The following is a 24905-nucleotide window of genomic DNA, read 5'->3' on the forward strand; positions in this document are numbered from 1 at the left end:
GGGGGGGGGGGGGGGGGGGGGGGGGGGGGGGGGGGGGGGGGGGGGGGGGGGGGGGGGGGGGGGTGGGGGGGGGGGGGGGGTGGTGGGGGGGGGGGGGGGGGGGGGCGGTGGGGGGGGGGGGGGGGTCGAGTTGCTGGTGCGGCAGGTGGGGCACTGGCAACAGGGGCGATGGTCGGCTGCCGCCTCGGTCGGCAACGTGTCCCGGGCCGATCTGGTGCACCGGCTGGTCCAGGACATCGCCGACCTGACGGCCGACGTGGAGGGGAAGCCACGGCGGGCCGTACCTCGGCTCGACAACCACCTGGCCCTGCCCGACCAGCTTCGGGTGGTCACGGCCGACCTGCTCGCCGTCGACCCGTCCGAAGAGGCACTGGCCCGGGCCGCGGCCGAGGTGGCCACGACCCGGGCCGCGCTCTAGCGACCGGCGCGTCAGCGGTCGCGGTGCTTGCCGGACCGTCGGTGCTTGCCGGACCGCGCTCAAGGGCCAGCCGGAACCGTCGATCGTGGCGGGTGGCCCGCCAATCCCGGGCCGGGCGGTGGCCCGCCAATCCTGACCGGGCGGCTCAGCTGAGCCGTTCCAGCACCATCGCCATGCCCTGCCCGCCGCCCACGCACATGGTCTCCAGGCCGATGGTCTTGTCGTGCCACTGCAGGGCGTTGAGCAGGGTGCCGGTGATCCGGGCGCCGGTCATCCCGAAGGGGTGGCCGACGGCGATCGCGCCGCCCATCACGTTCAGCTTCTCCTCGGGGATCCCGAGCTGACGGTACGACGGGATCACCTGGGCGGCGAACGCCTCGTTCATCTCGACGAGGTCGACGTCGTCGATGCTCATCCCGGCCCGCCGGAGCGCCTGCCGGCTCGCCTCGACCGGGCCGAGTCCCATGATCTCCGGGGACAGTGCGGTGACGCCGGTGGAGACGATCCGGGCCAGCGGGGTGATTCCCAGTTCGTCGGCCCGCTGGGCACTCATCACCACCACGGCGGCGGCGCCGTCGTTGAGCGGGCAGCAGTTGCCGGCAGTGATCCGGCCGTCCGGCCGGAAGACCGGCTGCAAAGCGGAGACCGCCGCCAGCGTCACCCCCGCGCGGGGGCCGTCGTCGGTGCTGACCACCGTGCCGTCTCCGGTGGTGACCGGGGTGATCTCGCGGGCCCAGAAGCCGTCCGCGATCGCCTTCTCGGCCAGGTTCTGGCTGCGTACGCCGAACTCGTCCATGTCGGCGCGGGACACGTCGTACACCTGGGCGAGGTTCTCGGCGGTCTGCCCCATGGACAGGTAGATGTCGGGAAGCGCACCGTCGGCGCGGGGATCGGTCCAGGTGGGGGCGCCGGCCTCGGACCGGGCCTGGGAACGTTCCTGTGCATCGGCGAAGCGCGGGTTCTCCCAGCGGCCCACCAGCGCCTGCGCCTCCGTGGGCAGCCCGTCGGAGCTACCGCGAGCGTACCGGGAGACGGTCTCCACGCCGGCGGAGACGAAGACGTCGCCCTCGCCGGCCCGGATCGCGTGCATGGCCATCCGGGTGGTCTGCAAGGAGGAGGCGCAGTACCGGGTGGTGGTGGCGCCGGGCAGGCCGTCGAGCCCCATCAGTACGGCGACCACCCGGGCCAGGTTGAAGCCCTGTTCGCCGCCGGGCAGGCCGCAGCCGAGGTACAGGTCGTCGATCTCCCGCGGGTCGAGCTGGGGCACCTTGGCCAGCGCCGCCTGCACGATGGTGGCGGCGAGATCGTCCGGGCGGAGGTCGCGGAGGGACCCCTTGTGGGCCCGACCGATGGGGGAGCGCGCGGTGGCGACGATCACGGCGTCGCGGGACGACTCAATCGGCATGGCACCAACGTTAACCCGCCGGTAACTTGTGGCGGAAGCTGCCCGTCCGGCGGAAGCTGCCCGTCCGGTGGGAGCTGCCCGTCCGGTGGGAGCTGCCCGTCCGGCGGGAGCTGTCACCGGCTGGCGACGCGGGTGACCCCGTCACCACCGGGCGGCCCAGGGCGGACTCAGCGGCGCGGAGGCCACCACTGGGCCCGGGGCGGGCTCAGCGGCGGGGGGCCACCGCGGCCGCGGCCGCCACCGCGGGCAACAGCGCGTGTGCCCAGACCCGGTAGCCGTCGGCCGAGGGGTGGAAGCCGTCGTGGCAGAACGCGCCGGCATCGGCCCGGAACACCGGGCCGGTCTCGGTGGCCAGGTCGACCACCGTGCCACCGGCGTCGAGTACCGCCTTCGTCTGGGCCTGACCGACCCGGCGGCCCATCCAGCCGACGACCTGGCGCAGTGGGGGCGCGATGGCCCGTACGGCGCCGAGATCCGGGCAGGTGCCGACCACGACCTCGACGCCGGCCTGGCGTAGCCGGTGCACCGCCGCGCCGAGGTAGGCGGCGGCGTCGGCGGGCCGGCGCAGGCTGGTCGCGTCGTTCGCGCCGACCAGCACGACCGCCACGTCCGGCCGTTCGCCGAGCAACGCGCGGGCCACCTGGGTGGCCAGGTCGGTGGAGCGGGAACCGGAGACGCCGACGCTGGACAGGCGTACCTGCCGACCGGCCGATCCCTCGGCGAGCAGGTCGGCCAGTTGCCCGCCGATGGTGTCGCCGAGGCGGTCGACGCCGACCCCGAGGGCGGACGAGTCGCCGAGCAGCACCAGGCGCAGTGGCGGTGCGTCGACCCGGCCGACCGTCGCCCGCAGGGCGAGCCCCAGCTCCGGCTGGGCGTACCTGCGGTTGCGGGCCACGACGGCCTGACCGGCGAGCACGGCCGCGCCGCCGAGGGTGCCGGCCAGCAGCGAGACGGCGGCGGTACGCGCGACCCGGGCAGCGGCCCGGGCACCGGGAGACCGGACGATCATCTCGTCGCCGCCCGCCCGCCCGTGCCGGCGGGGTGGTGGTGCCTGTTCCGCTGGGTCATGTGAGTCCCTCCACTGCGGGTGTGTCGGTCGCGGGAGCCGACTGCGCCGCCGCACCGACTCCGAAGAGCCGTCGCCGCCGCAGCTGCGCCCAGCGGCCGCCCGGACCGCTCTCGCTACCCCGGACCTTCGTGCCGCTGACCTCCGTGCCCGGATGCCGCGCGGCGACGTGAGCAGCCTTCGGCAATGACCGTACGCCTTCCAGGCGGGTCGGCGAAGGCCTGCGTTCGGCGCCGTGGCCGAGTGCGGAGAGCACGGTGGGCAGTAGCGCGGCGGCGGCCGCCGCGTACCCCTCGGCGGACGGGTGGAACCGGTCCCAGGCGAACATCCGCCCCGGCTCGGCGTCGAAGCGTGGGCCCAACAGGTCGCCGAGGGAGACCGTCCAGCCGCCCGCCGAGACCACCGCCACCGTCTGCGCGGCGGCCAACTGCCGGCTCCACCGACGGGCCAGCCAGCGCAGCGGCGGTTGGATGGGACGGATCGCGCCCAGGTCCGGACAGGTGCCGACGACCACCTCGGCGCCGGCCGCCCGCAGTGCGCGGACCCCCTCGACGAGGTAGCGCACGGCCAGGGCGGGCGGCGTACGGTTGGTCACGTCGTTGGCGCCGATCAGGATGACCGCGACGTCGGGGTCGCACTCCAGCGCCGCCTCGACCTGGAACCTGAGCGCGGCGGAGATGGCGCCCACCACGGCGAAGCGGTGCAACCGCACCGGCCGCTGGAGCCGCCGGGACAGGCCGGTGGCCAGCAACGCGCCGGGCGTCTCCCGGCGCCGGTGCACGCCGTAACCGGCGGCGGAGGAATCGCCGAGCACGACCATGGTGACGGCGGCACCGGGGAACTTGGCGCCGTACACCCCGTCGCAGCGTGGCGGCGGTGCCTCCGCCATCGGAATGGTGCGGCGGGCCTGCCGGGCCTGGCCGAGCAGCACGCCGGTCGCGGCGGCCCCGGCCGCCGCGGTGGCGCCGGTGCCGAGCGCTGCCAGCCGGGCCACCCGCCACGCGCGGTGCCAGCGCGGACGGTCCGGTACGACGGAACCAGCGACCCCCATACCGCGACACTAGCGCGCCGGTCCGACGCCCCGCTGTCGTCGGGCCGCCGGTCGCGGTGCCTGGAAAACGTCGGATCTGGGTACTTGAATGGCACTGTTGCGTCGGGTCGTCACGCTGCACGTGGAGAGGAGCAGGACGATGGCTAAGACGTTGAAGCGGGGTGCGGCCTTCGTGGCCCTGGCCCGGGCGTTGACCGCCGGTGCCCGGGGTGGCCCGTCGCTCGGCGCCCGGGTCGGCGCGCTGCCCAGGATGATCGCCGCGACCGCCCGCGGGCGGTACGACGGCGGTCTCCGGCTGGCCATGATGACAGCGGCGACGGCGTACATCGTCTCTCCGATCGACGCGGTGCCGGAGATGTTCCTGACCGTCTTCGGGCTGATCGACGACGCGGTGATGGTCACCTGGCTGGCCGGGGCGGTGCTGGCCGAGACCGAACGCTTCCTGGAGTGGGAGTCGCGTGGCGGGCCCGTGGTCCCCGGCCACGTGGTGCCCTGACCCGACGTACCCTGGGCGCGGGAATCTCGCGAGCAACCCGCCCGGCCTGCGACGCCGGCGCCGGAGGAGAAGGGCACAACGAGGTGCAGTACTACGACAACGTCGTCGACATGATCGGCAACACCCCGCTGGTGCGGCTGCGCAACGTGGCCGAGGGCATCCAGGCGACGGTGCTGGCGAAGGTGGAGTACCTCAACCCCGGCGGGTCGGTGAAGGACCGGATCGCGCTGCGGATGGTGGAGGACGCCGAGGCCGCCGGAATCCTCCGGCCGGGTGGCACCATCGTCGAGCCGACCAGCGGGAACACCGGTGTCGGGCTGGCCCTGGTGGCGCAGCTCAAGGGCTACAAGTGCGTCTTCGTCTGCCCCGACAAGGTCAGCCAGGACAAGCAGGACGTGCTGCGGGCGTACGGCGCGGAGGTGGTGGTCTGCCCGACCGCCGTCGCGCCGGAGGACCCGCGCTCGTACTACAACGTCTCCGACCGGCTGGCCCGGGAGATCCCCGGTGCCTGGAAGCCCAACCAGTACGCCAACCCGGCGAACCCCCGCTCGCACTACGAGAGCACCGGTCCGGAGCTGTGGAAGCAGACCGAGGGTCGGATCACCCACTTCGTGGCGGGCGTGGGTACCGGCGGCACCATCTCCGGCATCGGCCGTTACCTCAAGGAGGCGTCCGGCGGCGCGGTCAAGGTCATCGGCGCCGACCCGGAGGGTTCCGTCTACTCCGGCGGCACCGGCCGGCCGTACCTGGTCGAGGGGGTCGGCGAGGACTTCTGGCCGGAGACCTACGACCGGGGCGTGGCCGACGAGATCATCGAGGTCTCGGACAAGCAGTCCTTCGAGATGACCCGGCGGCTGGCCCGCGAGGAGGGGCTGCTGGTCGGCGGCTCCTGCGGCATGGCGGCGGTGGCCGCGCTGCAGGTGGCGCGCTCCGCCGGCCCGGACGACGTGGTCGTGGTGCTGCTGCCGGACGGTGGCCGGGGCTACCTGTCCAAGATCTTCAACGACAGCTGGATGGCCCGCTACGGGTTCCTCGACAACTCCGGCTCAGAGCCGACTGTCGCCGAGGCGCTCGCCAGCAAGCCGGGTGGCCTGCCCGAGTTGGTGCATGTGCACCCGACGGAGACGGTCCGCGACGCGGTCGACTACATGCGTGAGTACGGCGTCTCGCAGCTGCCGGTGCTCAAGGCCGAGCCGCCGGTGGTCACCGGCGAGGTGGCCGGTTCGATCGCCGAACGGGATCTGCTCGACGCGCTCTTCACCGGCCAGGCCCAGCTGCACGACACGATCGAGCGGCACATGGCGGCGCCGCTGCCGATGGTCGGCGGTGGCCAGCCGGTCAGCGAGGCGGTCAACCTGCTGGAGAAGTCCGACGCGGCGCTGGTGCTGATCGACGGCAAGCCCAAGGGCGTACTGACCCGCCAGGACCTGCTCGCCCACCTCGGCGCCCGCTGAGGCGGGTGCGGCACGGCCCCTGCCTGACGCCTCGCGGACGGCAGGGGCCCGGTCGACGTCCGCCGCCGAGTGGCACAGCGGATGCACAAGTGCGGCAAAGTCTCCACCCATCCGTCCTGCCTAGCGTTGCCGCCAGGCACGACGACGGGAGGCAACGATGGGGTACGACCACCATGAGGGTCAGCGGGTCAGTCGGCGGCGGGTGATCGCCGGAATCAGCTCGGTGGGGCTGGCCGGGTTATTGGCCGCCTGTGGGCGGGGCAGCGGGACCGTCACCACCTCGACCGGTGCGACCGCCGCGCCGCAGGCGACCACTGCCAACGACCTGACCGCGCTCTTCGACGGGGTGAACACCTGCACCCTGACGGCGAGCACCACCCAGGGGCCGTACTACTTCGACGCGGACAAGATCCGTAGCGACATCCGGGAGGATCGCGAGGGCACCCTGCTCCGGCTGGCCATTCGGGTGCAGGACAGCGAGCAGTGCGGTCCGCTGCCGAACGCGGTGGTGGAGATCTGGCACTGTGACGCGGCGGGGCTCTACTCCGGGGCCGAGGCGCAGTCGTCCGGCGCGAACGGTGCCTCCGGCGGCGGCACCGCGCCGGGTGGTGGTGCGCCGAGTGGCGCCGCGCCGGGTGGTGGTGTGCCGAGTGGCGCCGCGCCGGGCGGTGGCCCGGGTGGCGCTCCCGGCGGCTCCCCGGGCGGGGGCGACACCCGAGGGGGCGACATGGGCGATCTGACCCCGACCGACGACCAGCGTTACCTGCGGGGTGCGCAGGTGACCAACGCCGACGGCATCGTCGAGTTCACCACCATCTGGCCGGGCTGGTACCGGGGACGTACGGTGCACATCCACGCCATGGTGCACCTCGACAACGCCCGGGTGCTGACCAGCCAGGTGATGTTCGACGAGGCGCTGAACTCGAAGATCTACGCCAGCCAGCCGTACGCGGCGCACACCGGGCGGGACACCTTCAACGACAACGACTCCATCTACGCCGACAGCATGCTGCTGACGGTACGCGAGGACGGCGACGGGTACCTCGGCGTGATCAACTTCGGGGTCGACTCCGACCAGGACGGAACCTGAGATCGACGCCGAGCTTCGGCGCGCGGTGGCCACGAACTCGTGGCGACCGATGCGCGGGCGTATCGGGACGGTTTCCTGCCGGCTGCCAGCGCGGTATCAACGCCGAGCCCGGACGCAACGCCGATCCTGGACAGCAGAGAAGGGTGGCGAGCTGCCCGACATGATCGACGCAATGTTCGAGATCTTGGACAGTTGCCGTCAGCCGCCGACGGAAACTGTCCAAGATCTCGCGGCGTTCGGTCCCGCGCCGATAGGGAATCAGAGGGGGCGGCTGTAGCGCAGTTGCGGGGTTTGCGTGGTGCCGATCAGCTCGATGCGCTCCACTCCGGTGGGGGACCAGCCGCCACGTTCGTAGAAGCGGCGGGCGGTGGTGTTCTCGCGCAGCACCCAGAGCACCGCGTGGCGCCAGCCCCGCGTCCGCATGCCGGCCAGCGCGTCGACCATCAGCTCCCGGCCGACGCCCCGGCCGCGCTCGGCCGGGGCCAGATGAATCGCGCAGAGTAGGCCGGTGTCCGGTTCGTTCTCGTCGTCCGGGCCGGAATAGCTGAAACCGGCCAGGGCATCGCCCCGCATGGCCAGGATCATCCGGTGGCTGTCGCGCTCCCAGGTCCATCGCTCGACCCAGTATTCGCCCATGGCCTCGGGGGTCGGGTCGGCCAGCGCCTCGGGCGGCAGGAACGACGAGTACGCGGCGACCCGGGAACGCTGGTGCAGCCGGCCCACCGCCCGCAGATCGTCGGCGGTCGCGGCACGCAGCGTGACAGTCACCCAGCCGAGGTTACCCGCCGCGGAGGGACCTGCACGGTGGTCAGATCCTCGGCGATCACCAGGTCACCGTCGAACTGGGTACGTGCCTCGTCGGCGAAGCGGCGCGGGTCGGCGTACCGCTGGGAGAAGTGGGTGAGCACAAGTCGGCGTACCCCCGACTCGGCCGCCACGCGTGCGGCCTGGCCGGCGGTGAGGTGCCCGACCTCGGCGGCGAGTTGCGCCTCCGAGTCCAGGAACGTTGCCTCGATCACCAGCAGGTCGGCGTGTTCGGCCAGGGCGTACACCCCGTCGCAGAGGCCGGTGTCCATCACGAAGGCGAACCGCTGCCCGGGGCGGGGCACGCTCACCTCGTCCCGGGTGATGCGGCGCCCGTCCAGGTCGAGGTGGCCGACGCGCTGCAGCTCGCCGACGGCCGGCCCGCCGATGTCGTACGCGGCCAGTTGCTCCGGCAGCATCCGGTAACTGTCCGGCTCCACCAGCCGGTAGCCGTACGTGTCGATCGGGTGCCGCAGCCGGCGGGCCTCCAGCGTGCCGCAGCGCAGCGGGATCCGTTGCCCGTCCGCCTCGATCGGCGTGACGGCCAGTTCGGCGGTCTCGTAGAAGGAGCTGGCGTGCCGCAGCCGGGCGAAGTACTCGGCACCCTCGGCCGGGAAGTGCACCGCGACCGGACGCGACACCCGGTCCAGGGAGAGCCGCTGGATGGTGCCGGGCAGGCCGAGGCAGTGGTCGCCGTGGAAGTGGGTGACGCAGATCCGGGTCAGGTCGGTGGCGGTGACGGTGGTGTGCAGCAGCTGCCGCTGGCTGCCCTCGCCCGGGTCGAAGAGGATCACCTCGTCGTCCCAGCGCAGCACGTACCCGTTGTGGTTGCGGGCCCGGGTCGGCGCCTGGCTGGCCGTCCCCAGCACCACCAGCTCACGCATCGACACGGGGACCTCCAGGGCTGACCCGGACAAAGGGCGACCCCCGGGGTGTCCGCGCTGGCGCGGGCCGACTGGACTGGGTCGGCACCCCGGGGGTCGGGTGGCTTGTCGTGGATTCGCCGCACCGCTGCCACACGGTCTCGACGCTTGTTTCTGCCCGCCTGCGAACAGACGGTCACTGTCGAGGACAGCGGCTAGCGGACAGCCACCTCACGAGTCCGATTGCTATACAAGTCTGGACCACCTCCTTTCACGTGTACCGCCACGTTATCCAGCGGCGGCCCCGCCGGCAACGGATTTCGATCACATCGGTGGGGAGGCCCGTGCCGGGGCGTCGCGGTCAGTCCTGGGCGATGCCGATCGGGCCATTGCGGGGGCCGTCCGCGCTGGCCGGCTGCACCGCCAGTGACGGGAAGTCGGCCAGGTCACCCTCGGGCTCGGCGTCCCACTCCGGGAACACCAGGTCGCTCTGCAGGTAGAGGCAGAGCAGTTGGGTCAGGTGGTGCAACCCGTCGAGGTGGGTGCGTTCGTGCCCGTGGGTGGCGTCGACGCCGAAGCCGAGCAGGGCTACCCGGGCGTGGGCGCCCGCCTCGACCGCCGCCGCCACGTCCGAGCGGTAGTAGTCGAAGACGTCCCGGACCAGTTCCACGTCGTGTTCCCGGGCGATGGCGGCCAGGTTGCGGGTGAGGTGGTAGTCGAACGGGCCGACGCCGTCGCCCATGGCCAGGGTCGCGACGTTCTCCCGGGACTGCTGCCCGGGGGCGACCACCGCGGCGTCCACCGAGACGATCTCGGCGACGTCCGGGTCCAGGCCGTGCGAGGCGCCGTGGCCGATCTCCTCGGTCACGGTGATCAGCAGGTGCGCGGTGACCGCCGGCTGCACCCCTGCGTCGATCATGGCCTTCATCGCGGTGAGCACCGCGGCCACCCCCGCCTTGTCGTCCAGGTGGCGGGACTTGACGAACCCACTGGGCGTGATCGTCGGGTTGGGCAGGAACGCCACGAAGTCGCCCGCGTCGATGCCGAGCGCCCGCAGGCCGGCGATGTCCTCCACCGGCTCGTCGACGCGCACCTCGACCTGCTCCCAGCCGATGCCCTGCTCGTCGACCGCATCGTTGTAGCGGTGGCCGCTGGCCTTCAACGGCAGCACCTGACCGGTGACCACCCGGTCCAGGTCGTCGGTGAAGATCCGTACGTGCGCACCCTCCGCGAACCGGGCGCTGTGCGTACCGATCGGCTTCAGCTCCAGCCGGCCGTTCTCCTTGAGCCGCTTGACCATCCCGCCGATGGTGTCGGTGTGCACCACGATCGCCCGGTCCGCACCGTGCTCCCGAGGGCCGGGCAGGCAGGCGCTGAGGGCACCCCGACGGGTCAGCGTCGAGGGGATGCCGAGCGCCGACAGCCGCTCGCCCACGTACTGCTGCACGTGGTCGGTACGCCCCGACGGGCTGGCGATGTCCAGCAGTTCCACCAGCACCTGGCGGAGGTAGTCGAGGTCGATCGGCAACGGCGTGATCTTGCGTACGGTCATGCCCCAGATGGTGCCGCACCCGCCGGGGTCCAGAGCCGTTGCGGCGCGCGAGTCCCGGGGAAAAGGAGATCCACGAACCGTTCGGCGGTGGGCTGCGGCTCGTGGTTGGCCAGCCCGGGCCGCTCGTTGGCCTCGATGAAGACGTGCTCGGGTCGGTCCGGGGCCGGTACCAGCAGGTCGAGACCGGTGACCGGGATGTCCAGCGCCCGGCTGGCGGCCACACACGCCTCGGCGATCACCGGGTGCAGTTCACCGGTGACGTCGTGGATGGTGCCGCCGGTGTGCAGGTTGGCGGTCCGCCGCACGGCCAGCGTCTGCCCCTCGGGCAGCACGTCGTGCAGCTCGTAGCCGGCCTCGGCGACCACCTCCCGGGTCATGTCGTCCAGCGGGATGCGGGACTCGCCGCCGGTGGCGGCGGCCCGGCGCCGGCTCTGCCGCTCGATCAGCTCGGCGATGTCGTGCACCCCGTCGCCGGTGATCGCGGCGGGGCGGCGTACCGCGGCGGCGACCACCTCGTGGTCGATCACGATCACCCGTAGGTCCTCACCGGTGCACAGCTCTTCGAGCAGCACCTCCGGGCAGAACCGGGCGGCCAACTCGATCGCGGCGGCCAGCGCCTCGGGGCTGCGTACGCCGACGGTGATGCCGTTGCCCTGCTCGCCGCGGGCCGGCTTGACCACCAGCTGACCCACCTCGGTCAGGAACTCGGCGTCGGCCGAGTCACCGGTGGCGGTGCGCCCACGCGGCACCGACAGGCCGGCCTCGGTCAGGATCCGGCGGGTGACCCGCTTGTCGTCGCAGCGGCTCATCGCCACCGCCGAGGTCAGCTCGGAGAGCGACTCCCGGGTGAGGATGGTCCGGCCGCCGCTGGTCAACCGCAGTTCACCCCACTGCGGGTCGGTCACCTCCACCCGGATGCCGCGCCGCATCGCCTCGTCGGCGACGATCTTCGCGTACGGGTTGAGCTGGTCGTAGCCGACCGGCATGGCGGGCAGGAACAGCCGCTCGTTGATCGGGTTCTTCCGCTTCACGCAGAGCGTGGCGGTGCGGTAGAAGCCGAGCCGTTCGTAGAGCCGGATCGCGCCGAGGTTCTCGGCGAGCACCGACAGGTCGACGTAGGCCCGGCCCCGGGCGATCAGCCGGGCGGCCAACTCGGTGATCAGGGCCTGGCCGGTGCCGGGCGGTGCCTGGTTGAAGTCGACGGTCAGGCACCACAGGCTGGCGCCCTCCTCCGGATCGTCGAAGACCGCCACGTGGTCGACGCCGGTGATGGTGCCGACGATCTCACCGGTCGTCGCCTCCGCGACCAGGTGCAGGAACCGGTCGGTGGCGGCATTGTCGACCAGCACCTCGACCGGCGCGGTGACCATGCCGTTGGCGGCGTAGATCCGGTTGACCGCGTCCGCGTCGGCGGCGTCGCGGAGCCGGCGGATGCGTACCCCGGGCAGTTCGGGACGGCCGTCGAAGGCGGCCGGCGGGTCGGCGCGGCCGGCCTCCCCGGCGCGGCCGGCCTCCCCGGCGCGGCCGGCCTCCCCGGCGCTGCCGGTGTCGGGGCGGAAACCGGTCAGCGGCAGCCGGTAGGTCAGCGACGGGTCGATGAACAGCTCGTCGGGCAACCGGGAGACCAGTACGTGCGGGTCACGGAGGTAGATGCAGATGTCCCGGGCGCCCGCGGCCTCGGACCGCAGCACGTCGGCGACGGCGGCCTGGTCGTGGAAGGTCTGGCCGAAGACCAGCCGTCCCCAGCCACAGTCGAGCACCACACCCTCGTCGCCGCGAGGGTGCTGCTCCTCCCCGGCACCGTCGGTGCCGCCGCTCACCGCGACCGGATCACCACCCGGCCCGACCCGTTCGTACCGCCGTCCGGCGCCCCGACCTCGGTCGGTCCGGGCCACCCCGGTCGCCAGGGTGTCGGTCACGCTCAGTCGATTCCGTGGCTCTGGAGCCACATTTCCAGGAGTCCGAGTTGCCACAGCTTGTTTCCGTTCAACGGGGTCAGTTCGGCGTTGGGGGCGTCGAGCAGGGCGTTGACGTAGTCGGTGCGGAACAGGTCTCGGCGGCGGGCCTCGGGCGCGTGCAACGCGTCGCGGACCCGGTCGAGGAGCTTGCCCTCCAGGTGGGTGAGGCCCGGCACCGGGAAGTAGCCCTTCGGCCGGTCGATGACCTCGTGCGGCAGTACCCGGCGGCCGATCTCCTTAAGCACGCCCTTGCCACCCTGGGCCAACTTCAGCTCCGGCGGGCAGGCGGCGGCCAGTTCGACGAACTCGTGATCCAGGAACGGCACCCGGGCCTCCAGCCCGTGCGCCATGGTCATGTTGTCGACCCGCTTGACCGGGTCGTCGGTCAGCATGATCTGGGTGTCGATGCGCAGGCCGGCGTCGACGGCGGTCTGCGCGCCGGGCTGGGCGAGGTGCGCCGCGACGAACTCCCGCGCCGGATCGCCGTCGGCGAGCCAGTCGGGGTTGAGCACCTCGGCCAGGCCGGCCCGGTCGCGGTCGAAGAAGGCCCGAGCGTACGTGTCGAGGGCCTGCTCGCGGTCGACGTGGTGCAGCGGCGGATACCAGTGGTATCCGCCGAGGATCTCGTCGGCGCCCTGGCCCGACTGGACCACCTTGACGTGCCGGGACACTTCCTGGCTGAGCAGGTAGAACGCCACACAGTCGTGGCTGACCATGGGCTCGCTCATCGCGGCGACGGCGGCCTCCAGCGGCGGCACCAGATCCTGTGCGGCGACCCGGATCTGGTGGTGGTCGGTGTCGAACGTCTTGGCGACCACGTCGGAGTAGCGGAACTCGTCGCCCTCCCGACCGCCGACGGTGTCGAAGCCGATGGAGAAGGTGGAGAGCCCGCGCTGCCCCTCACCCGCGAGCAGCGCCACCACCAGGCTGGAGTCCAACCCGCCGGAGAGCAGTACGCCGACCGGTACGTCGGCCACCATCCGCCGACGTACGGCGGTGGTCAGCGAGTCGAGCAACGCGTCCTGCCAGTCCTGCTCCGACCAGTCGGTGTGCTCGGCGCGCCGCAGGAACGGCGGGTTCCAGTAGACCCGCTCGTGGCTGCGGCCGTCGGCCTCGTACACCCGGACGGTGGCCGGCGGAAGCTTGCTGACGCCGCGCAGGATGGTGCGCGGCGGCGGCACGATGCTGTGGAAGCTGAGGTAGTGGGCCAGCGCCACCGGGTCGATGGTGGTGTCCACCCCGCCGCCGGCCAGCAGGGCGGGCAGGGTGCTGGCGAAGCGCACCACGCCGGGGGACTCGGCGAGGTATAGCGGCTTGATGCCGAGCCGGTCCCGGGCGAGCACCAGCCGGCCGGTGTCCCGCTCGCTGATCGCCACGGCGAACATGCCGATCAGGTGGTCGACGAAGTCGAGCCCCCACTCGGTGTACGCCTTGACCACGACCTCGCTGTCGCCCGTGGAGAAGAAGTGGTGGCCCTTCGCGGACAGCTCGGCGCGCAGTTCGCGGTAGTTGTAGATGCAGCCGTTGAAGACGGCCGCCAACCCGGTGGTGGAGTCGACGATGGGTTGCCCGCTGGCGGCGGAGAGGTCGATGATCTTGAGGCGGCGATGCCCGAGCGCGACCGGCCCCTGGGACCAGATCCCGCTGCCGTCGGGCCCTCGGTCGCACATCGTGGCGGCCATCCGCTCGACCGCCGTCACCTCGGCACGCGTCGCGTCCCGTCGGAATTCCCCAGCCAGCCCGCACATGCCAGCCCATGCTGCCAGAGGTTGTTGCGATCCGCCTGTTGAGACCATGACGGTCGGGTAACAGCCTTGCTAGAATCCGCGCCCCACGCGATCAACGTGTGCACCGGATGTTCATGATCGCGGGAGCTTTCATCCGGTAGCTGGCCTTGTTTACCAATCGCCCGACCGGCTGCTCTGTGACGAATGCCCTAATTCTTGCCAGCTCCGCCGCGTACTCGCCCCCGATCGAAGATCGGCAATGCAGGTCGGCCGCCCGAGGGCATCGACCGAACGGTCGGTAATCCATAGTGGATATCGGGATGCATCGAGATCTTGGTGGCCCGTACGGTCTGATCCTCACTGATTGCTAACGGGGGAGGACCAGTGGGTAGTCCCACACGTGTGCCCAGATCGCCGGCGCGGCTGTTGCCCAGGGCGAGACCGGGAATGCGGCGACTGATCGCCGTCGGCCTGTCCGCGGTGCTGACCGCCACCATGGCGGACTGGGTGGTCACCCGGCCGGCGCAGGCGGCGACCGCACCGGAGCCGGTGCAGCCCGCCGCGTCGACCACGGCGCAGATCCTGGAGCGGCCGGACGAGGCCGCCGCGATCCACACCGCTCGACTCACCGGCAGGAAGGTCCGCATCGGCGGACTCACGTCGGAGACGTCCGAGTTCTGGGCGCTGCCCGACGGGCGCGTCGAGGCCGAGGTCCACCTCGGGCCGGTACGGGTCCGCGACGACTCCGGCGCCTGGCAGGCGGTCGACTTCGACCTGGCCCGCCAGCCGGACGGCTCGGTGCGGGCGAAGGTCCACCCGAACGGGCTGCGGCTCTCCGGCCCGGCCGGGGCGGGCGAGCACGACCTGGTGACCGTCGGCCGGGACGGCGACCAACTGTCGCTGGGCTGGTCCGGTGCCCTGCCGGCGCCCGAGGTGGACGGCACCCGGGCCACCTACCCCGAGGTGCGTCCCGGCGTGGACCTGGTGGTCGAGTCGACCCGGACCGGGTTCGAGCAGTACCTCGTGGTGAAGAACCGTCGTGCCGTCGCGCAGGTCCGCAGCATCTCGCTGCCGCTGCGCGGCAAGGGGCTCAAGGCGGTCGCCGACGACCAGGGTGGCTTCGAGATCCGGGACGCCTCCGGCGAGACCGTCGGGGTGTCACCGGAGCCGCTGATGTGGGACGCCCGGGTGGACCCGCTCTCCGGTGAGCGGTTGCGGCAGACCCGGGTCGGCAAGAAGGTCGGCGCCGCCCGGGGCGGCCGGCTGGCGGTGACCCTGACCCCGGACGAGACGTGGCTGGCGGACCAGGCGACGACCTTCCCGGTGACCATCGACCCCGCCGTCACGCTGAAGCCGAACTACGACGCCTTCGTGCAGATCGGCTTCACCAGCGACCAGTCCGCCGCCACCGAGCTGAAGCTCGGCACCTACGACGGCGGTACGACCAAGGCCCGCTCCTTCCTCAGCTTCCACAACATGGAGTGGTTGCAGGGCAAGCAGGTCCAGGCGGCCACGTTGTACCTGTGGAACCACCACTCCTGGTCGTGCACCGCCCGGCAGTGGGAGACCTGGCAGACCAACTACGTCACCACCTCGGCGCGGTGGACGAACCAACCGACCTGGATCAAGCGGCTGGGCTACACCACCGCGACCAAGGGCTACAACTCCTCCTGCGCCGCCGGTCGGGTCAACGCGTCGGTCACCACGGCCTTCGCGGACCTGGCCAACGGGGTCACCTGCTGCAGCACCGTCAACATCGGACTGCGGGCCGCCTCCGAGACGGACAACCTGGGGTGGAAGAGGTTCCACTCGATGGAGGGGGCCAACGACCCGTACGTGACGCTGACGTACCAGACGCTGCCCACGGTGACGGCGCGGGCGACGGTACCGTCGCTGCCCTGCGCGACCGGGACGAGCACGCCGTACGTCAACACCCGGACGCCGCAGCTGCGGGCGCAGGTGACCGACGCGGAAGGTTCGCCGGTGCGGGCCGAGTTCGAGTGGCTCACCGGCGGCGGCACCCGGATCGGCGGCACCACCGTCGGCCCCGGTGCGTCGGGTTCCTGGCTGGCCACGGTGGTGCCGTCCGGTGCCTTCGCCGAGGGCAGCACCTACTCCTGGCGGGCCCGGGGCAACGACGGTAACGGCAACGGACCGTGGACGGGCTACTGCGCGATGATCATCGACACGGTCGCGCCGTCGGCGATGCCGACGGTCACGTCGACCGCGTACCCGGCCGGGCAGTGGGCCGGTGCGGCCGGGACGGCCGGCAGCTTCACCCTCGGCGCGGCGGGCGTCTCCGACGTGTCCGCGTACGAGTACGGGCTCAACGTCAACCCGCCCAACCAGACGGTCAACGCGGCCAGCCTGGGTGGTAACGCCACCGTCTCGATCACGCCCACCACGGATGGGCCGCAGACGCTGTACGTGCGTTCCCGGGACCGGGCCGGCAACCAGTCCGCCATCCGGGCGTACTCGTTCAACGTCGGATCGGGAGCGGTGACCTCGCCCAAGGAGGGCGACATCACGGCGGCGAAGGTGGCGGTCACCGGCGTCGGCCAGGCGGCGGCCACCGGGGTGACCTACCAGTGGCGGCGCGGTGACGCCGACACCTGGGTGAACATTCCGGCCGGCCACGTCACGATCGCGGCCGGCGGTGGTTCGGTCAGCTGGCCGTTGCCGACCACCGGCGGTGGCAACTTCGCCAAGCTGAACTGGGACGTGGAGGCCACCCTCACCGCGGTCGACGCGGAGTCCATTCCCCGCAACGGGCCGTTGCAGGTGCGTGGCACGTTCGTCGGCGGCACCGGCGGCACCTCCAGCCCGGTGAAGATCACCTTCGACCGGGACCAGGCGTCGGCGGCAGCGGAGGAGGTCGGCCCCGGCTCGGTCAACCTCATCACCGGCAACTTCAGCCTGTCCGACACCGACGTGTCGGTGGACTCCTACGGCACCGACCTGACGGTGACCCGGTCCTACAACTCGCGGCGGGCGGCCGAGGCGGACGCGGCGAACATGTTCGGGCCCGGTTGGGTGTCCGGGGTGACCGTGGAGGAGGCCGACGCGCCGTACACGTCGCTCACGGTGTACGGGTCACTGGTGCAGGTGGGGTTGCCGGACGGCGACACCATCGGGTTCACCCGGCGTACGGCCAGCGCGTTCGACCCCGAGGTCGGGATGGAGTTCCTGCGGCTCTCCCACACCAGCGGCAGCGACTCGTACTCGCTGATCGACGAGGACGGCAACCACGTCACCTTCACCCGGGTGGCCGGCACGGCGGCGGGCAAGTACTTCCCGACCTCGGTGCTGGTGCCCGGTAACAACCAGACCACCACGCTGGGCTGGGAGAAGGCCACCGTCGCGGGCAAGGAGGTGGTCCGGCCGGTCCGGATGCTGGCGCCGGTCGTCGACGGGGTCAACTGCGCCACGCTGACCCGGGGGTGCCGGGCGTTGACCTTCAGCTACGCGACCGCCACCACGGCCACCGGCACCGGCGAGACCGGCTGGGGTGACCACACCGGTCGGCTGAAGGAGATCGCCTTCGTCGCCTGGGATCCGGACCTGGCCACCCCGGCCATGCGGACCGTTCCGATGGCCCGGTACGCGTACGACAACGCGGGCCGGTTGCGGGCCGTCTGGGATCCGCGACTGGACTGGAACGACGGCGGCACGGTCCGGCAACTGCGGGAGACCTACGACTACACCGCCGCCGGGATCCTCAGCAGCGTGCGGCCGGTGGCGGAGGAACCCTGGCAGCTGAGCTACACCACCCTCCCCGGCGATCCGGGGGCGGGCCGGCTGCACACGGTGACCCGCTCGGCGCTCACCGCCGGGACGGCGACCCAGACCGTCGTCTACAAGGTGCCGCTCTCCGGCGCGGGCGCGCCGTACGACCTGTCGCCCGCGCAGACCAGCCGGTGGGCGCAGCCCGAGGCACCCACCGACGCGACGGCGGTGTTCCCGGCCAACCAGGTGCCGACCGGCAACCCGGTCACCGGCGCCCTGCCCTCCTCCTACGAGCGGGCCACGGTCACCTATCTGGACGCCAACGCCCGCGAGGTGAACACCGCCACGCCGGGCGGGCACATCAGCGCCACCTGGTACGACCAGTGGGGCAACACGGTACGGACGCTCACCGCCGGAAACCGGGCCCGCGCGCTGAACGCCAGTACGACCGACGACGCGGCGGCGGAGAGCATGCTCGCCCGCAGCCGCTCCACCCTCAACACCTACTCCGTCGACGGGCAGCGGCTCACCAGCACCCTCGAACCGGAACACGACGTCATGCTGAACACCGGCGTGGTGGTCCGCGGGCGGAAGCACACCATGAACACCTTCGACCAGGGTGCACCGACCACCGGCGGACCGTACAACCTGGTCACGAAGCAGGAGGTGGGCGTCCGGATCTGGGACGCGGCCGGCCGGGAGAGCGACCACGACATCCGGACCACCACCACCGCGTACGACTGGGGTCTGCGGCAGCCGACGGTGGTGACCGTGGACCCGGGCGGGTTGGCCCAGGCCACCCGGACGTCGTACGACCCGATCACCGGCCTGGTCACCTCGACCACCACCCCGGCCGGCGGCACCAGCACCACCACGCCGGCCACCCGGCGGACGATCCACTACCGGGCCACCGCCGGCTCCGGCTACGCCGAGTGCGACCTGCGGCCGGAGTGGGCGAACCTGCCCTGCCGGGTCCAACCGGGCGGACAGGCCGCCTCCGGCCCGGAACTGCCGACCCTGGTGACCACCTACGACATGTACCAGCAGACCCGGGTGGTGACCGAGAAGACCAGTACCGGAACGTTGCGGACCGTCACCACCACGTACGACGGCGCCGGCCGCACGTACGAGAGCAGCGTGGCCGTCGCGGCCGGACTCGGCACGGCGGTCCCGATCACCCGCAACGTCCACGACCAGGCCACCGGCCGGCTGAGCCGGGTCCAGTCCGTCGTCGGCGGGCTGGCGACCGCACAGGTGGTCACCGTCCACGACAGCCTCGGCCGGCAGATCTCGTACACCGATGCCGACGGGGTCACCGCCACCACCACGTACGACTTGCTCGGTCGGGTGGTGACCAGCAACGACGGCAAGGCCACCCGGACGCACACCTACGACGGCGGCACCGAGCGGCGTGGCCTGCTCACCTCCGTCACCGATGCACAGGCCGGCACCTTCGCCGGCAGCTACGACGCCGACGGCAACCTGACCACCGAGACCTGGCCCAACGGGGTACAGGTGACCAACGAGACCGACGAGACCGGCACCCAGGTCGGCCTGACCTACGTCAAGCCGGGTTGTGCCGCCGACGACTGCACCCTGTACGCGGAGAGTGTCGTCGAGTCGGTGCACGGGCAGTGGCGCGAACGCGCGTCGACGCTGTCCGAGCAGAGCTACGGCTACGACCAGGCGGGCCGGCTCACCTCGGTCCGGGACACCCTCGGCGGCCAGTGCACCACCCGGTCGTACGGGTTCAGCGCGTCGGCCAACCGCACGTCGGTCACCGAGTACGGACCGGGTGCCGACGGCACCTGCCAGAGCACCACCTCGGCGTGGTCGAGGAGTTGGACGTACGACACCGCCGACCGGGTGAACACCACCGGCTACGGCTACGACGCGCTCGGCCGTACCACCACGGTGCCGTCGGCCGACACGTCCGCGACCGGTGGGCACGTGACGATCACGTACCACTCGACCAATCTGGTCGACAGCATCACCCAGGCTGGCCGGAGCACCGACTACACCGTCGACGTGACCGGTGAGCGGGTCCGGTCGTGGACCGACAACACCAGCGGCACCGTCGTGCAGTCGGTACACCACTATGCTGGCGACGATGACCGCCCTTCCTGGACACAGGAGACGGACGAACGGTTCACCCGACCGGTCGCCGGCATCTCCGGGCTGGCCGGCACGTTCGACAGTGAGAGCGGGCAGGTCGACTGGCAGTTGGCCAACCTGCACGGCGATCTGGTCGCGGCGATCGACGGTGACGACGAGGGTCTCTCCCGTACCAGCGAGGCCACCGAGTACGGCACCCCGCGCGACGCCGCGAACGCCGGCACTCAGCGGTACGGCTGGCTCGGTGCCAAGCAACGGGCGGCCGACACCCCGTCCGGCATGGTGCTCATGGGAGTGCGCCTCTACAACACCGTCACCGGTCGCTTCCTCCAGGTCGACCCGGTACCCGGGGGCAGCTGCAACCCCTACGAATACACCTGCGCCGACCCGGTCAACCAGGAGGACCTGGACGGCAAGGCCATCCCCATCATCGCCGGCCTGGTGCTCCTGGGGCGTGCCGTATGGACCGCGTGCCGGGTGTCGAAGGGATGGTGTGCGCGGGCCGGAAAGTACGTCGCCAAGCAGGCATGGCGGGGTGCGAAGGCTGGTTGGCGGGCCGCCAAGTCCCGTTGGCCCTCGGTCAAGGCATGGGGCAAGCGGAGCTGGGACTACTCGGCCAAGTGGGCGGGCCGTGGTGGCGCCGCGGGCGCGGTCGCGGGTTACGGAAGCTGTGTCTACCGCACCAGGAAGTGGGGCAGATGTGCTGACCAGGCGTCGAGCTGGGGCGGCTACGGTACGGCGTACGGCGCCGGATTCGGTGTGGCCCGCGGTGCGTACAAGGTCGGCCGCCGGTTGTGGCAGCGCTGGCGGCGCTGAGTGATCGGGCGCGAACTGCCGCGCCGGCCCTGGTTTCGTCACCGGGGCCGGCGCGGCGCGCTGTCCGTGTGCGCCGGTCTGCTGCTGCTCGTCGTGGTGCTGATCGTCAGCAGTCGCTGGGAGAGTGCGGACTGGGCCGGCGCCGTTCGGCTCGCCGTCGGGTCGCCGTACGCCTGGCTGGCCGTGCTGGCCTACCTCGTCCGCCATCTGGTCGGTCCGGAGCGACCGGGTTCGTCCGGGCCGTGGCGCAACGCGCTGACCGTCGGCTACTGGCTGCTGCTCGCGCTGGTGGTCTTCACCGCGGTCTTCGCCGGAAGCATCTTTCCGGACCGCTGGTACGGCGACGCCGTCAAGGCGCTGCTCGCCGTCCTGGGTGCCACGTTCGTGGCCGACTCGGCGCATCGGCTGCTGGCCCCGCCCGAGCCGGGGCCGGCCGTCCCCGACGACCGACCCCGATGACTCGGCTGCTGGTCAGCCGGCGGTGCGCGCCACGCCGACCGGGCAGCTCAGCCCGTTCGGGCCGTGGTTGCAGTACCCGTTCGGGTTCTTGGTCGGGGCGAGGTACTGCTGGTGGTAGTCCTCGGCCAGGTAGTAGTCGCCCAGCCGACCGATCTCGGTGGTGATCTCGCCCTTGCCGGCGCGGGCCACGATCGGCGCGAACGCGTCCCGGGACGCCTCGGCCGTGGCCAGCTGGTCGTCGGTGGTGGCGTAGATCGTCGAGCGGTACTGGGTGCCCACGTCGTTGCCCTGGCGCATGCCCTGGGTCGGATCGTGGTTCTCCCAGAAGACCTTCAGCAGGTCCTCGTAGCTGATCTTCGAGGGGTCGTAGACGACCTGGACCGCCTCGGTGTGACCGGTCATCCCGGAACAGACCTCCTCGTAGGTCGGGTTCGCGGTGTAACCACCCGCGTAGCCGACCGAGGTGGTGAACACCCCCGGCAGGGTCCAGAACAGCCGCTCGGCGCCCCAGAAACACCCCATACCGAAGACCGCGACCTGCGAGCCCTCGGGGAACGGCCCCTTCAGCGGGGTGCCGAGCACCTCGTGCCGGTCGGCGACCGGCATCGCGATCGGACGACCGGGCAGGGCCTGGTCGGGAGAGATCATCTCGGCCTTCATGCGGCGGAGGAACACGGTGGGACTCCTTTCGTCCTTCCCCGCGTGCAACACGGGCGGACCCGGTTTCCTTACCCGCCTGGCCGACGGTCAGGCCCGGCTCCGCCGTCGGCCTGGTCACCGCTGTCGGACCGGGCACGCCGTCGGCCCGGTCACCCTGTCGGCCCGGGCCCGCCGTCGGCGGCGGCGCGGAGGCGATCCGCGTACCCGGTGGCCTCGGCGTCGTCGGCGTACCGGGTGCGGGGCCAGAAGAAGCCGCGTAGTCCGTCGCCCCTGGTCCGGGGCACCACGTGGGTATGCAGGTGCGGGACCGACTGGGACACCCGGTTGTTCATCGCCACGAAGGTGCCGCCGGCGCCCAGACCGGCCTCGACGGCGACGGCCAGCCGGCGGACCAGCCCGAAGTAGCCGCCCAGCGCCTCCGGCGGCAGGTCGGCGAGGGTGACCAGGTGGGTGCGGGGCACCACCAGCAGGTGTCCCTTGAACACCGGCCGGGTGTCCAGGAACGCCACCCCGTCCGCCTCGTCGACCACCCGGAACGCCGGCACCTCGCCCGCCACGATCCCGCAGAACACACAGCCTGCCACCCGCCCAGGTTAGGCGTCCGCGTCCGGCCCGGCAGGGTTCCAGACCGTGGGAAGGGGTGGACGACTAACGTCTGCGTAATGACCCACGGCTTCGACACTCTCGCCATCCACGCCGGCCAGGATCCCGAGGCCCGCACCGGCGCGGTGATCCCACCGATCTACCAGACCAGCACGTACGCCCAGGACGCGGTCGGCGCGCCCCGGCTGGGCTACGAGTACAGCCGCTCGGGCAACCCGACCCGCGACGCGCTCCAGGAATGCCTGGCCGCGCTGGAGGGCGGCGCGGTCGGGCTCGCCTTCGCCAGCGGCCTGGCCGCCGAGGACGCGGTGCTGCGTACCGTCTGCGCCCCCGGTGATCACGTGGTCATCCCCGACGACGCGTACGGCGGCACGTACCGGCTCTTCGCGAAGGTCGCCCAGCGGTGGGGTCTGGCGTACACCCCGGCGAAGGTCTCCGACCCGGATGCCGTGCGGGCCGCGATCCGCCCCGGCAGCACCAGGATCGTGTGGGTGGAGACGCCGACCAACCCGCTGCTCGGCATCGCCGACATCGCCACCCTCGCCACCGTGGCGCACGACGCCGGTGCGCTGCTGGTGGTCGACAACACGTTCGCCTCGCCCTACCTGCAGCAGCCGATCGCCCTCGGCGCCGACGTGGTGGTGCACTCCACCACCAAGTACGTCGGTGGACACTCCGACGTGGTCGGTGGCGCGCTGGTCACCGCCGACGCCGCGCTCGGCGAGGAACTGCGGTACCACCAGAACGCGATGGGCGCGATCAACGGACCGTTCGACGCCTGGCTCACCCTGCGCGGGATCAAGACCCTCGGGGTACGGATGGACCGACACTGCGACAACGCCGAGCGGATCGCCGGCTACCTCGACGGGCACGCCAAGGTCGCCCAGGTGCTCTACCCGGGGCTACCCAGCCACCCCGGGCACGAGGTGGCGGCCAAGCAGATGCGCCGGTTTGGCGGAATGATCTCGTTCCGGGCGGCCGGCGGCGAGGAACACGCGGTCGAGATCTGCAACCGGGCCAAGCTGTTCGTGCTCGCCGAGTCGCTCGGCGGGGTGGAATCCCTGATCGAGCACCCGGGTCGGATGACACACGCGAGCGCTGCCGGCTCGCCGCTTGAAGTTCCCGGCGATCTCGTGCGACTGTCTGTCGGCATCGAGACGGTCGAAGATCTGCTCGCCGATCTGGAGCAGGCGCTGGGCTGACCGCTGGCTGGGGAGGGTGGCCGTGCAGGACATCATGCCGACCTGGGTGGGGGCGACCGCCAAACAGATCGCCCGCGGGGTACGCCGAGGCGATGTCTCGGCCACCCAGGTGCTGGCCGACCATCTGGACCACATCGCCAAGGCCGACGCCGACCTCGCCGCGTTCCGCACCGTACGCGGCGGGGAGGCGGTCACCGAGGCGGAGAAGGTCGACGAGCAGGAGGACCTGGCGAACCTGCCGCTGGCCGGGGTGCCGGTGGCGGTCAAGGAGAACACCCCGGTGGCCGGCATGCCCACCTGGAACGGCTCGGCCGCCGTGCGTACCGCGGTGGCGGAGGCCGACCACGAGGTGGTCCGCCGACTACGCGGCGCGGGTGCGGTGATCCTCGGGGTGACCCGGATGCCCGAACTGGGCCTGTGGGCGGCGACCGACGACGACAGCGCGGTGACCCGTAACCCGTGGGATCCGCAGCGCACCCCCGGCGGCTCGTCCGGCGGGGCGGCCGCCGCGGTGGCGGCCGGGCTGGTGCCGATCGCGCACGGCAACGACGGGTTGGGCTCGATCCGCATCCCGGCGGCGTGCTGCGGTCTGGTCGGCCTGAAGCCCGGACGTGGCGTGGTGCCCTGCCAACTCGGCGCGGAGGACTGGTTCGGACTGACCGAGCACGGCATGCTCAGCACCACCGTCGCCGACGCGGCGGTCGGCTTCCAGGTGCTCGCCGGCCGCGCGCAGGAGAAGCTGGTCCCGCCGCAGCGGCTGCGCGTCGGTGTGTCGTTGCGGTCCCCGGTGCTCGGCGTCTCGCCCGACGCGCCGAACCGTGACGCGGTCGCGGCTGCCGGCCGGCTGCTCGCCGCAGCCGGGCACGACACGGTACCCGCCGACCCGGTCTACCCCACCGCCCTCGGGTTGCAGGGCATCGCCACCTGGTTCGCCGCCGCCGCGGCCGATGTGCGGGCCGCCGGGATCGACCGCCGCAGCCTGCAACCCCGCAGTCGGCGGCACGTCGGCTTCGGCGAGTGGGCGTGGCGCCGCGGGTACGTCCGGGAAGCCGACCGGCTCGCCTGGCGTGAGCGTTCCATCGGGTTCTTCGCCGACCACTCGGTGGACGTACTGCTCACCCCGGCGTTGGCGGCCGCGCCGCCACCGGCGGCCAGCTGGTCGGCGCGCTCCTGGCGGGCCAACATGCTGGTCAACATCCGGTACGCCCCGTACGCGGCACCCTGGAACGTCGCCGGCCTGCCCGCCCTGGTGGTGCCGGTCGGTCGCCGACCCGACGGGCTGCCGCTGGCCGTGCAGCTGGTCGGCCCGCCGGGCTCGGAGCTGCTGCTGCTCGGCATCGCCGGGCAGTTCGAGATGCAGGCACCCTGGCCCCGGCACGCCCCCGGCTATCCCCGGGTCGGAACGGGGTCCCCGACCACCGCGTGATCATCTACGCTCCC

18 protein-coding genes are annotated in these 24905 nt (G+C 72.1%); 8 read left to right on the top strand and 10 right to left on the bottom strand.

Annotated elements, in window-relative coordinates:
• The first annotated feature begins 82 nt into the window (after positions 1-82).
• Positions 83-418 carry a hypothetical protein gene (locus D2L64_RS22725; RefSeq protein ID WP_119579291.1) on the top strand — a complete coding sequence of 112 codons (336 nt, stop codon included), beginning with the start codon at positions 83-85 and terminating at the stop codon, positions 416-418.
• Between the two features lie 145 nt (positions 419-563).
• Here the strand turns inward: D2L64_RS22725 and D2L64_RS22730 are convergent, their stop codons facing one another.
• The 3 genes from D2L64_RS22730 to D2L64_RS22740 form a co-directional block, all read right to left on the bottom strand.
• The gene (locus D2L64_RS22730) at positions 564-1823 is read right to left on the bottom strand and encodes an acetyl-CoA C-acetyltransferase (protein ID WP_119579241.1); all 1260 of its coding nucleotides are present in this window, start codon (positions 1821-1823) and stop codon (positions 564-566) included.
• Between the two features lie 205 nt (positions 1824-2028).
• The gene (locus D2L64_RS22735; protein WP_119579242.1) at positions 2029-2832 is read right to left on the bottom strand and encodes an SGNH/GDSL hydrolase family protein; all 804 of its coding nucleotides are present in this window, start codon (positions 2830-2832) and stop codon (positions 2029-2031) included.
• 55 nt (positions 2833-2887) lie between these two features.
• Complete coding sequence (locus D2L64_RS22740; protein WP_119579243.1) at positions 2888-3940, bottom strand: SGNH/GDSL hydrolase family protein; 1053 nt, start codon at positions 3938-3940, stop codon at positions 2888-2890.
• Positions 3941-4079: 139 nt separating this feature from the next.
• Here D2L64_RS22740 and D2L64_RS22745 point away from each other — a divergent pair, with 139 nt between their 5' ends.
• The 3 genes from D2L64_RS22745 to D2L64_RS22755 all read left to right on the top strand — a co-directional run bounded on the left by D2L64_RS22745 (position 4080) and on the right by D2L64_RS22755 (position 6980).
• Positions 4080-4436 (top strand): YkvA family protein, encoded by a 357-nt coding sequence (locus tag D2L64_RS22745; RefSeq protein WP_119579244.1) that lies wholly within the window; start codon positions 4080-4082, stop codon positions 4434-4436.
• An 83-nt stretch (positions 4437-4519) separates the two neighbouring features.
• Positions 4520-5890, top strand: coding sequence for a cystathionine beta-synthase (locus D2L64_RS22750; RefSeq protein ID WP_119579245.1), 1371 nt, complete (start codon positions 4520-4522; stop codon positions 5888-5890).
• Positions 5891-6047: 157 nt separating this feature from the next.
• Positions 6048-6980 (top strand): intradiol ring-cleavage dioxygenase, encoded by a 933-nt coding sequence (locus tag D2L64_RS22755; protein WP_119579246.1) that lies wholly within the window; start codon positions 6048-6050, stop codon positions 6978-6980.
• Positions 6981-7238: 258 nt separating this feature from the next.
• Here D2L64_RS22755 and D2L64_RS22760 read toward each other — a convergent pair whose 3' ends face one another.
• The 5 genes from D2L64_RS22760 to D2L64_RS22780 form a co-directional block, all read right to left on the bottom strand.
• Positions 7239-7748, bottom strand: coding sequence for a GNAT family N-acetyltransferase (locus D2L64_RS22760; RefSeq protein WP_119579247.1), 510 nt, complete (start codon positions 7746-7748; stop codon positions 7239-7241).
• Entirely contained in the window at positions 7745-8674 is a 930-nt protein-coding gene (locus D2L64_RS22765) for a ribonuclease Z (RefSeq protein WP_119579248.1), read from the bottom strand. Before D2L64_RS22765 ends, D2L64_RS22760 begins: the two co-directional genes overlap by 4 nt.
• A gap of 334 nt (positions 8675-9008) precedes the next feature.
• Positions 9009-10199 (bottom strand): osmoprotectant NAGGN system M42 family peptidase, encoded by a 1191-nt coding sequence (locus D2L64_RS22770; RefSeq protein WP_119579249.1) that lies wholly within the window; start codon positions 10197-10199, stop codon positions 9009-9011.
• Positions 10196-12118 carry an N-acetylglutaminylglutamine synthetase gene (ngg, locus tag D2L64_RS22775; protein ID WP_119579250.1) on the bottom strand — a complete coding sequence of 641 codons (1923 nt, stop codon included), beginning with the start codon at positions 12116-12118 and terminating at the stop codon, positions 10196-10198. Before ngg ends, D2L64_RS22770 begins: the two co-directional genes overlap by 4 nt.
• 2 nt (positions 12119-12120) lie before the next feature.
• On the bottom strand, positions 12121-13905 hold the full coding sequence (locus D2L64_RS22780; RefSeq protein WP_119579251.1) for an N-acetylglutaminylglutamine amidotransferase: 1785 nt from the start codon (positions 13903-13905) through the stop codon (positions 12121-12123).
• 426 nt (positions 13906-14331) lie between these two features.
• Here D2L64_RS22780 and D2L64_RS22785 point away from each other — a divergent pair, with 426 nt between their 5' ends.
• Both D2L64_RS22785 and D2L64_RS22790 read left to right on the top strand, forming a co-directional pair.
• On the top strand, positions 14332-20541 hold the full coding sequence (locus D2L64_RS22785) for a DNRLRE domain-containing protein (protein WP_119579252.1): 6210 nt from the start codon (positions 14332-14334) through the stop codon (positions 20539-20541).
• Positions 20542-20607: 66 nt separating this feature from the next.
• Positions 20608-21000 carry a hypothetical protein gene (locus tag D2L64_RS22790; protein WP_147376291.1) on the top strand — a complete coding sequence of 131 codons (393 nt, stop codon included), beginning with the start codon at positions 20608-20610 and terminating at the stop codon, positions 20998-21000.
• Between the two features lie 12 nt (positions 21001-21012).
• Here the strand turns inward: D2L64_RS22790 and msrA are convergent, their stop codons facing one another.
• Together msrA and D2L64_RS22800 are read right to left on the bottom strand one after the other, a co-directional pair.
• Positions 21013-21675 (bottom strand): peptide-methionine (S)-S-oxide reductase MsrA, encoded by a 663-nt coding sequence (gene msrA / locus D2L64_RS22795; protein WP_119579254.1) that lies wholly within the window; start codon positions 21673-21675, stop codon positions 21013-21015.
• 134 nt (positions 21676-21809) lie between these two features.
• Positions 21810-22244 carry an HIT family protein gene (locus D2L64_RS22800; protein WP_119579255.1) on the bottom strand — a complete coding sequence of 145 codons (435 nt, stop codon included), beginning with the start codon at positions 22242-22244 and terminating at the stop codon, positions 21810-21812.
• A gap of 78 nt (positions 22245-22322) precedes the next feature.
• Between D2L64_RS22800 and D2L64_RS22805 the strand changes: the two genes are divergently transcribed.
• Positions 22323-23465 carry a cystathionine gamma-synthase gene (locus D2L64_RS22805; protein ID WP_119579256.1) on the top strand — a complete coding sequence of 381 codons (1143 nt, stop codon included), beginning with the start codon at positions 22323-22325 and terminating at the stop codon, positions 23463-23465.
• A gap of 16 nt (positions 23466-23481) precedes the next feature.
• Complete coding sequence (locus D2L64_RS22810) at positions 23482-24891, top strand: amidase (protein WP_119579257.1); 1410 nt, start codon at positions 23482-23484, stop codon at positions 24889-24891.
• Positions 24892-24905 lie beyond the last annotated feature (14 nt).

The sequence above is a fragment of the Micromonospora radicis genome (genome assembly GCF_003583405.1).
Classification (GTDB): domain Bacteria; phylum Actinomycetota; class Actinomycetes; order Mycobacteriales; family Micromonosporaceae; genus Micromonospora; species Micromonospora radicis.

Coding starts and splice junctions, on each gene's coding strand:
- D2L64_RS22730 (WP_119579241.1), bottom strand. CDS start 1,823: ATGCCGATTGAGTCGTCCCGCGACGCCGTGATCGTCGCCACCGCGCGC.
- D2L64_RS22770 (WP_119579249.1), bottom strand. CDS start 10,199: ATGACCGTACGCAAGATCACGCCGTTGCCGATCGACCTCGACTACCTC.
- D2L64_RS22740 (WP_119579243.1), bottom strand. CDS start 3,940: ATGGGGGTCGCTGGTTCCGTCGTACCGGACCGTCCGCGCTGGCACCGC.
- D2L64_RS22735 (WP_119579242.1), bottom strand. CDS start 2,832: ATGATCGTCCGGTCTCCCGGTGCCCGGGCCGCTGCCCGGGTCGCGCGT.
- D2L64_RS22745 (WP_119579244.1), top strand. CDS start 4,080: ATGGCTAAGACGTTGAAGCGGGGTGCGGCCTTCGTGGCCCTGGCCCGG.
- D2L64_RS22805 (WP_119579256.1), top strand. CDS start 22,323: ATGACCCACGGCTTCGACACTCTCGCCATCCACGCCGGCCAGGATCCC.
- D2L64_RS22785 (WP_119579252.1), top strand. CDS start 14,332: ATGCGGCGACTGATCGCCGTCGGCCTGTCCGCGGTGCTGACCGCCACC.
- D2L64_RS22755 (WP_119579246.1), top strand. CDS start 6,048: ATGGGGTACGACCACCATGAGGGTCAGCGGGTCAGTCGGCGGCGGGTG.
- D2L64_RS22780 (WP_119579251.1), bottom strand. CDS start 13,905: ATGTGCGGGCTGGCTGGGGAATTCCGACGGGACGCGACGCGTGCCGAG.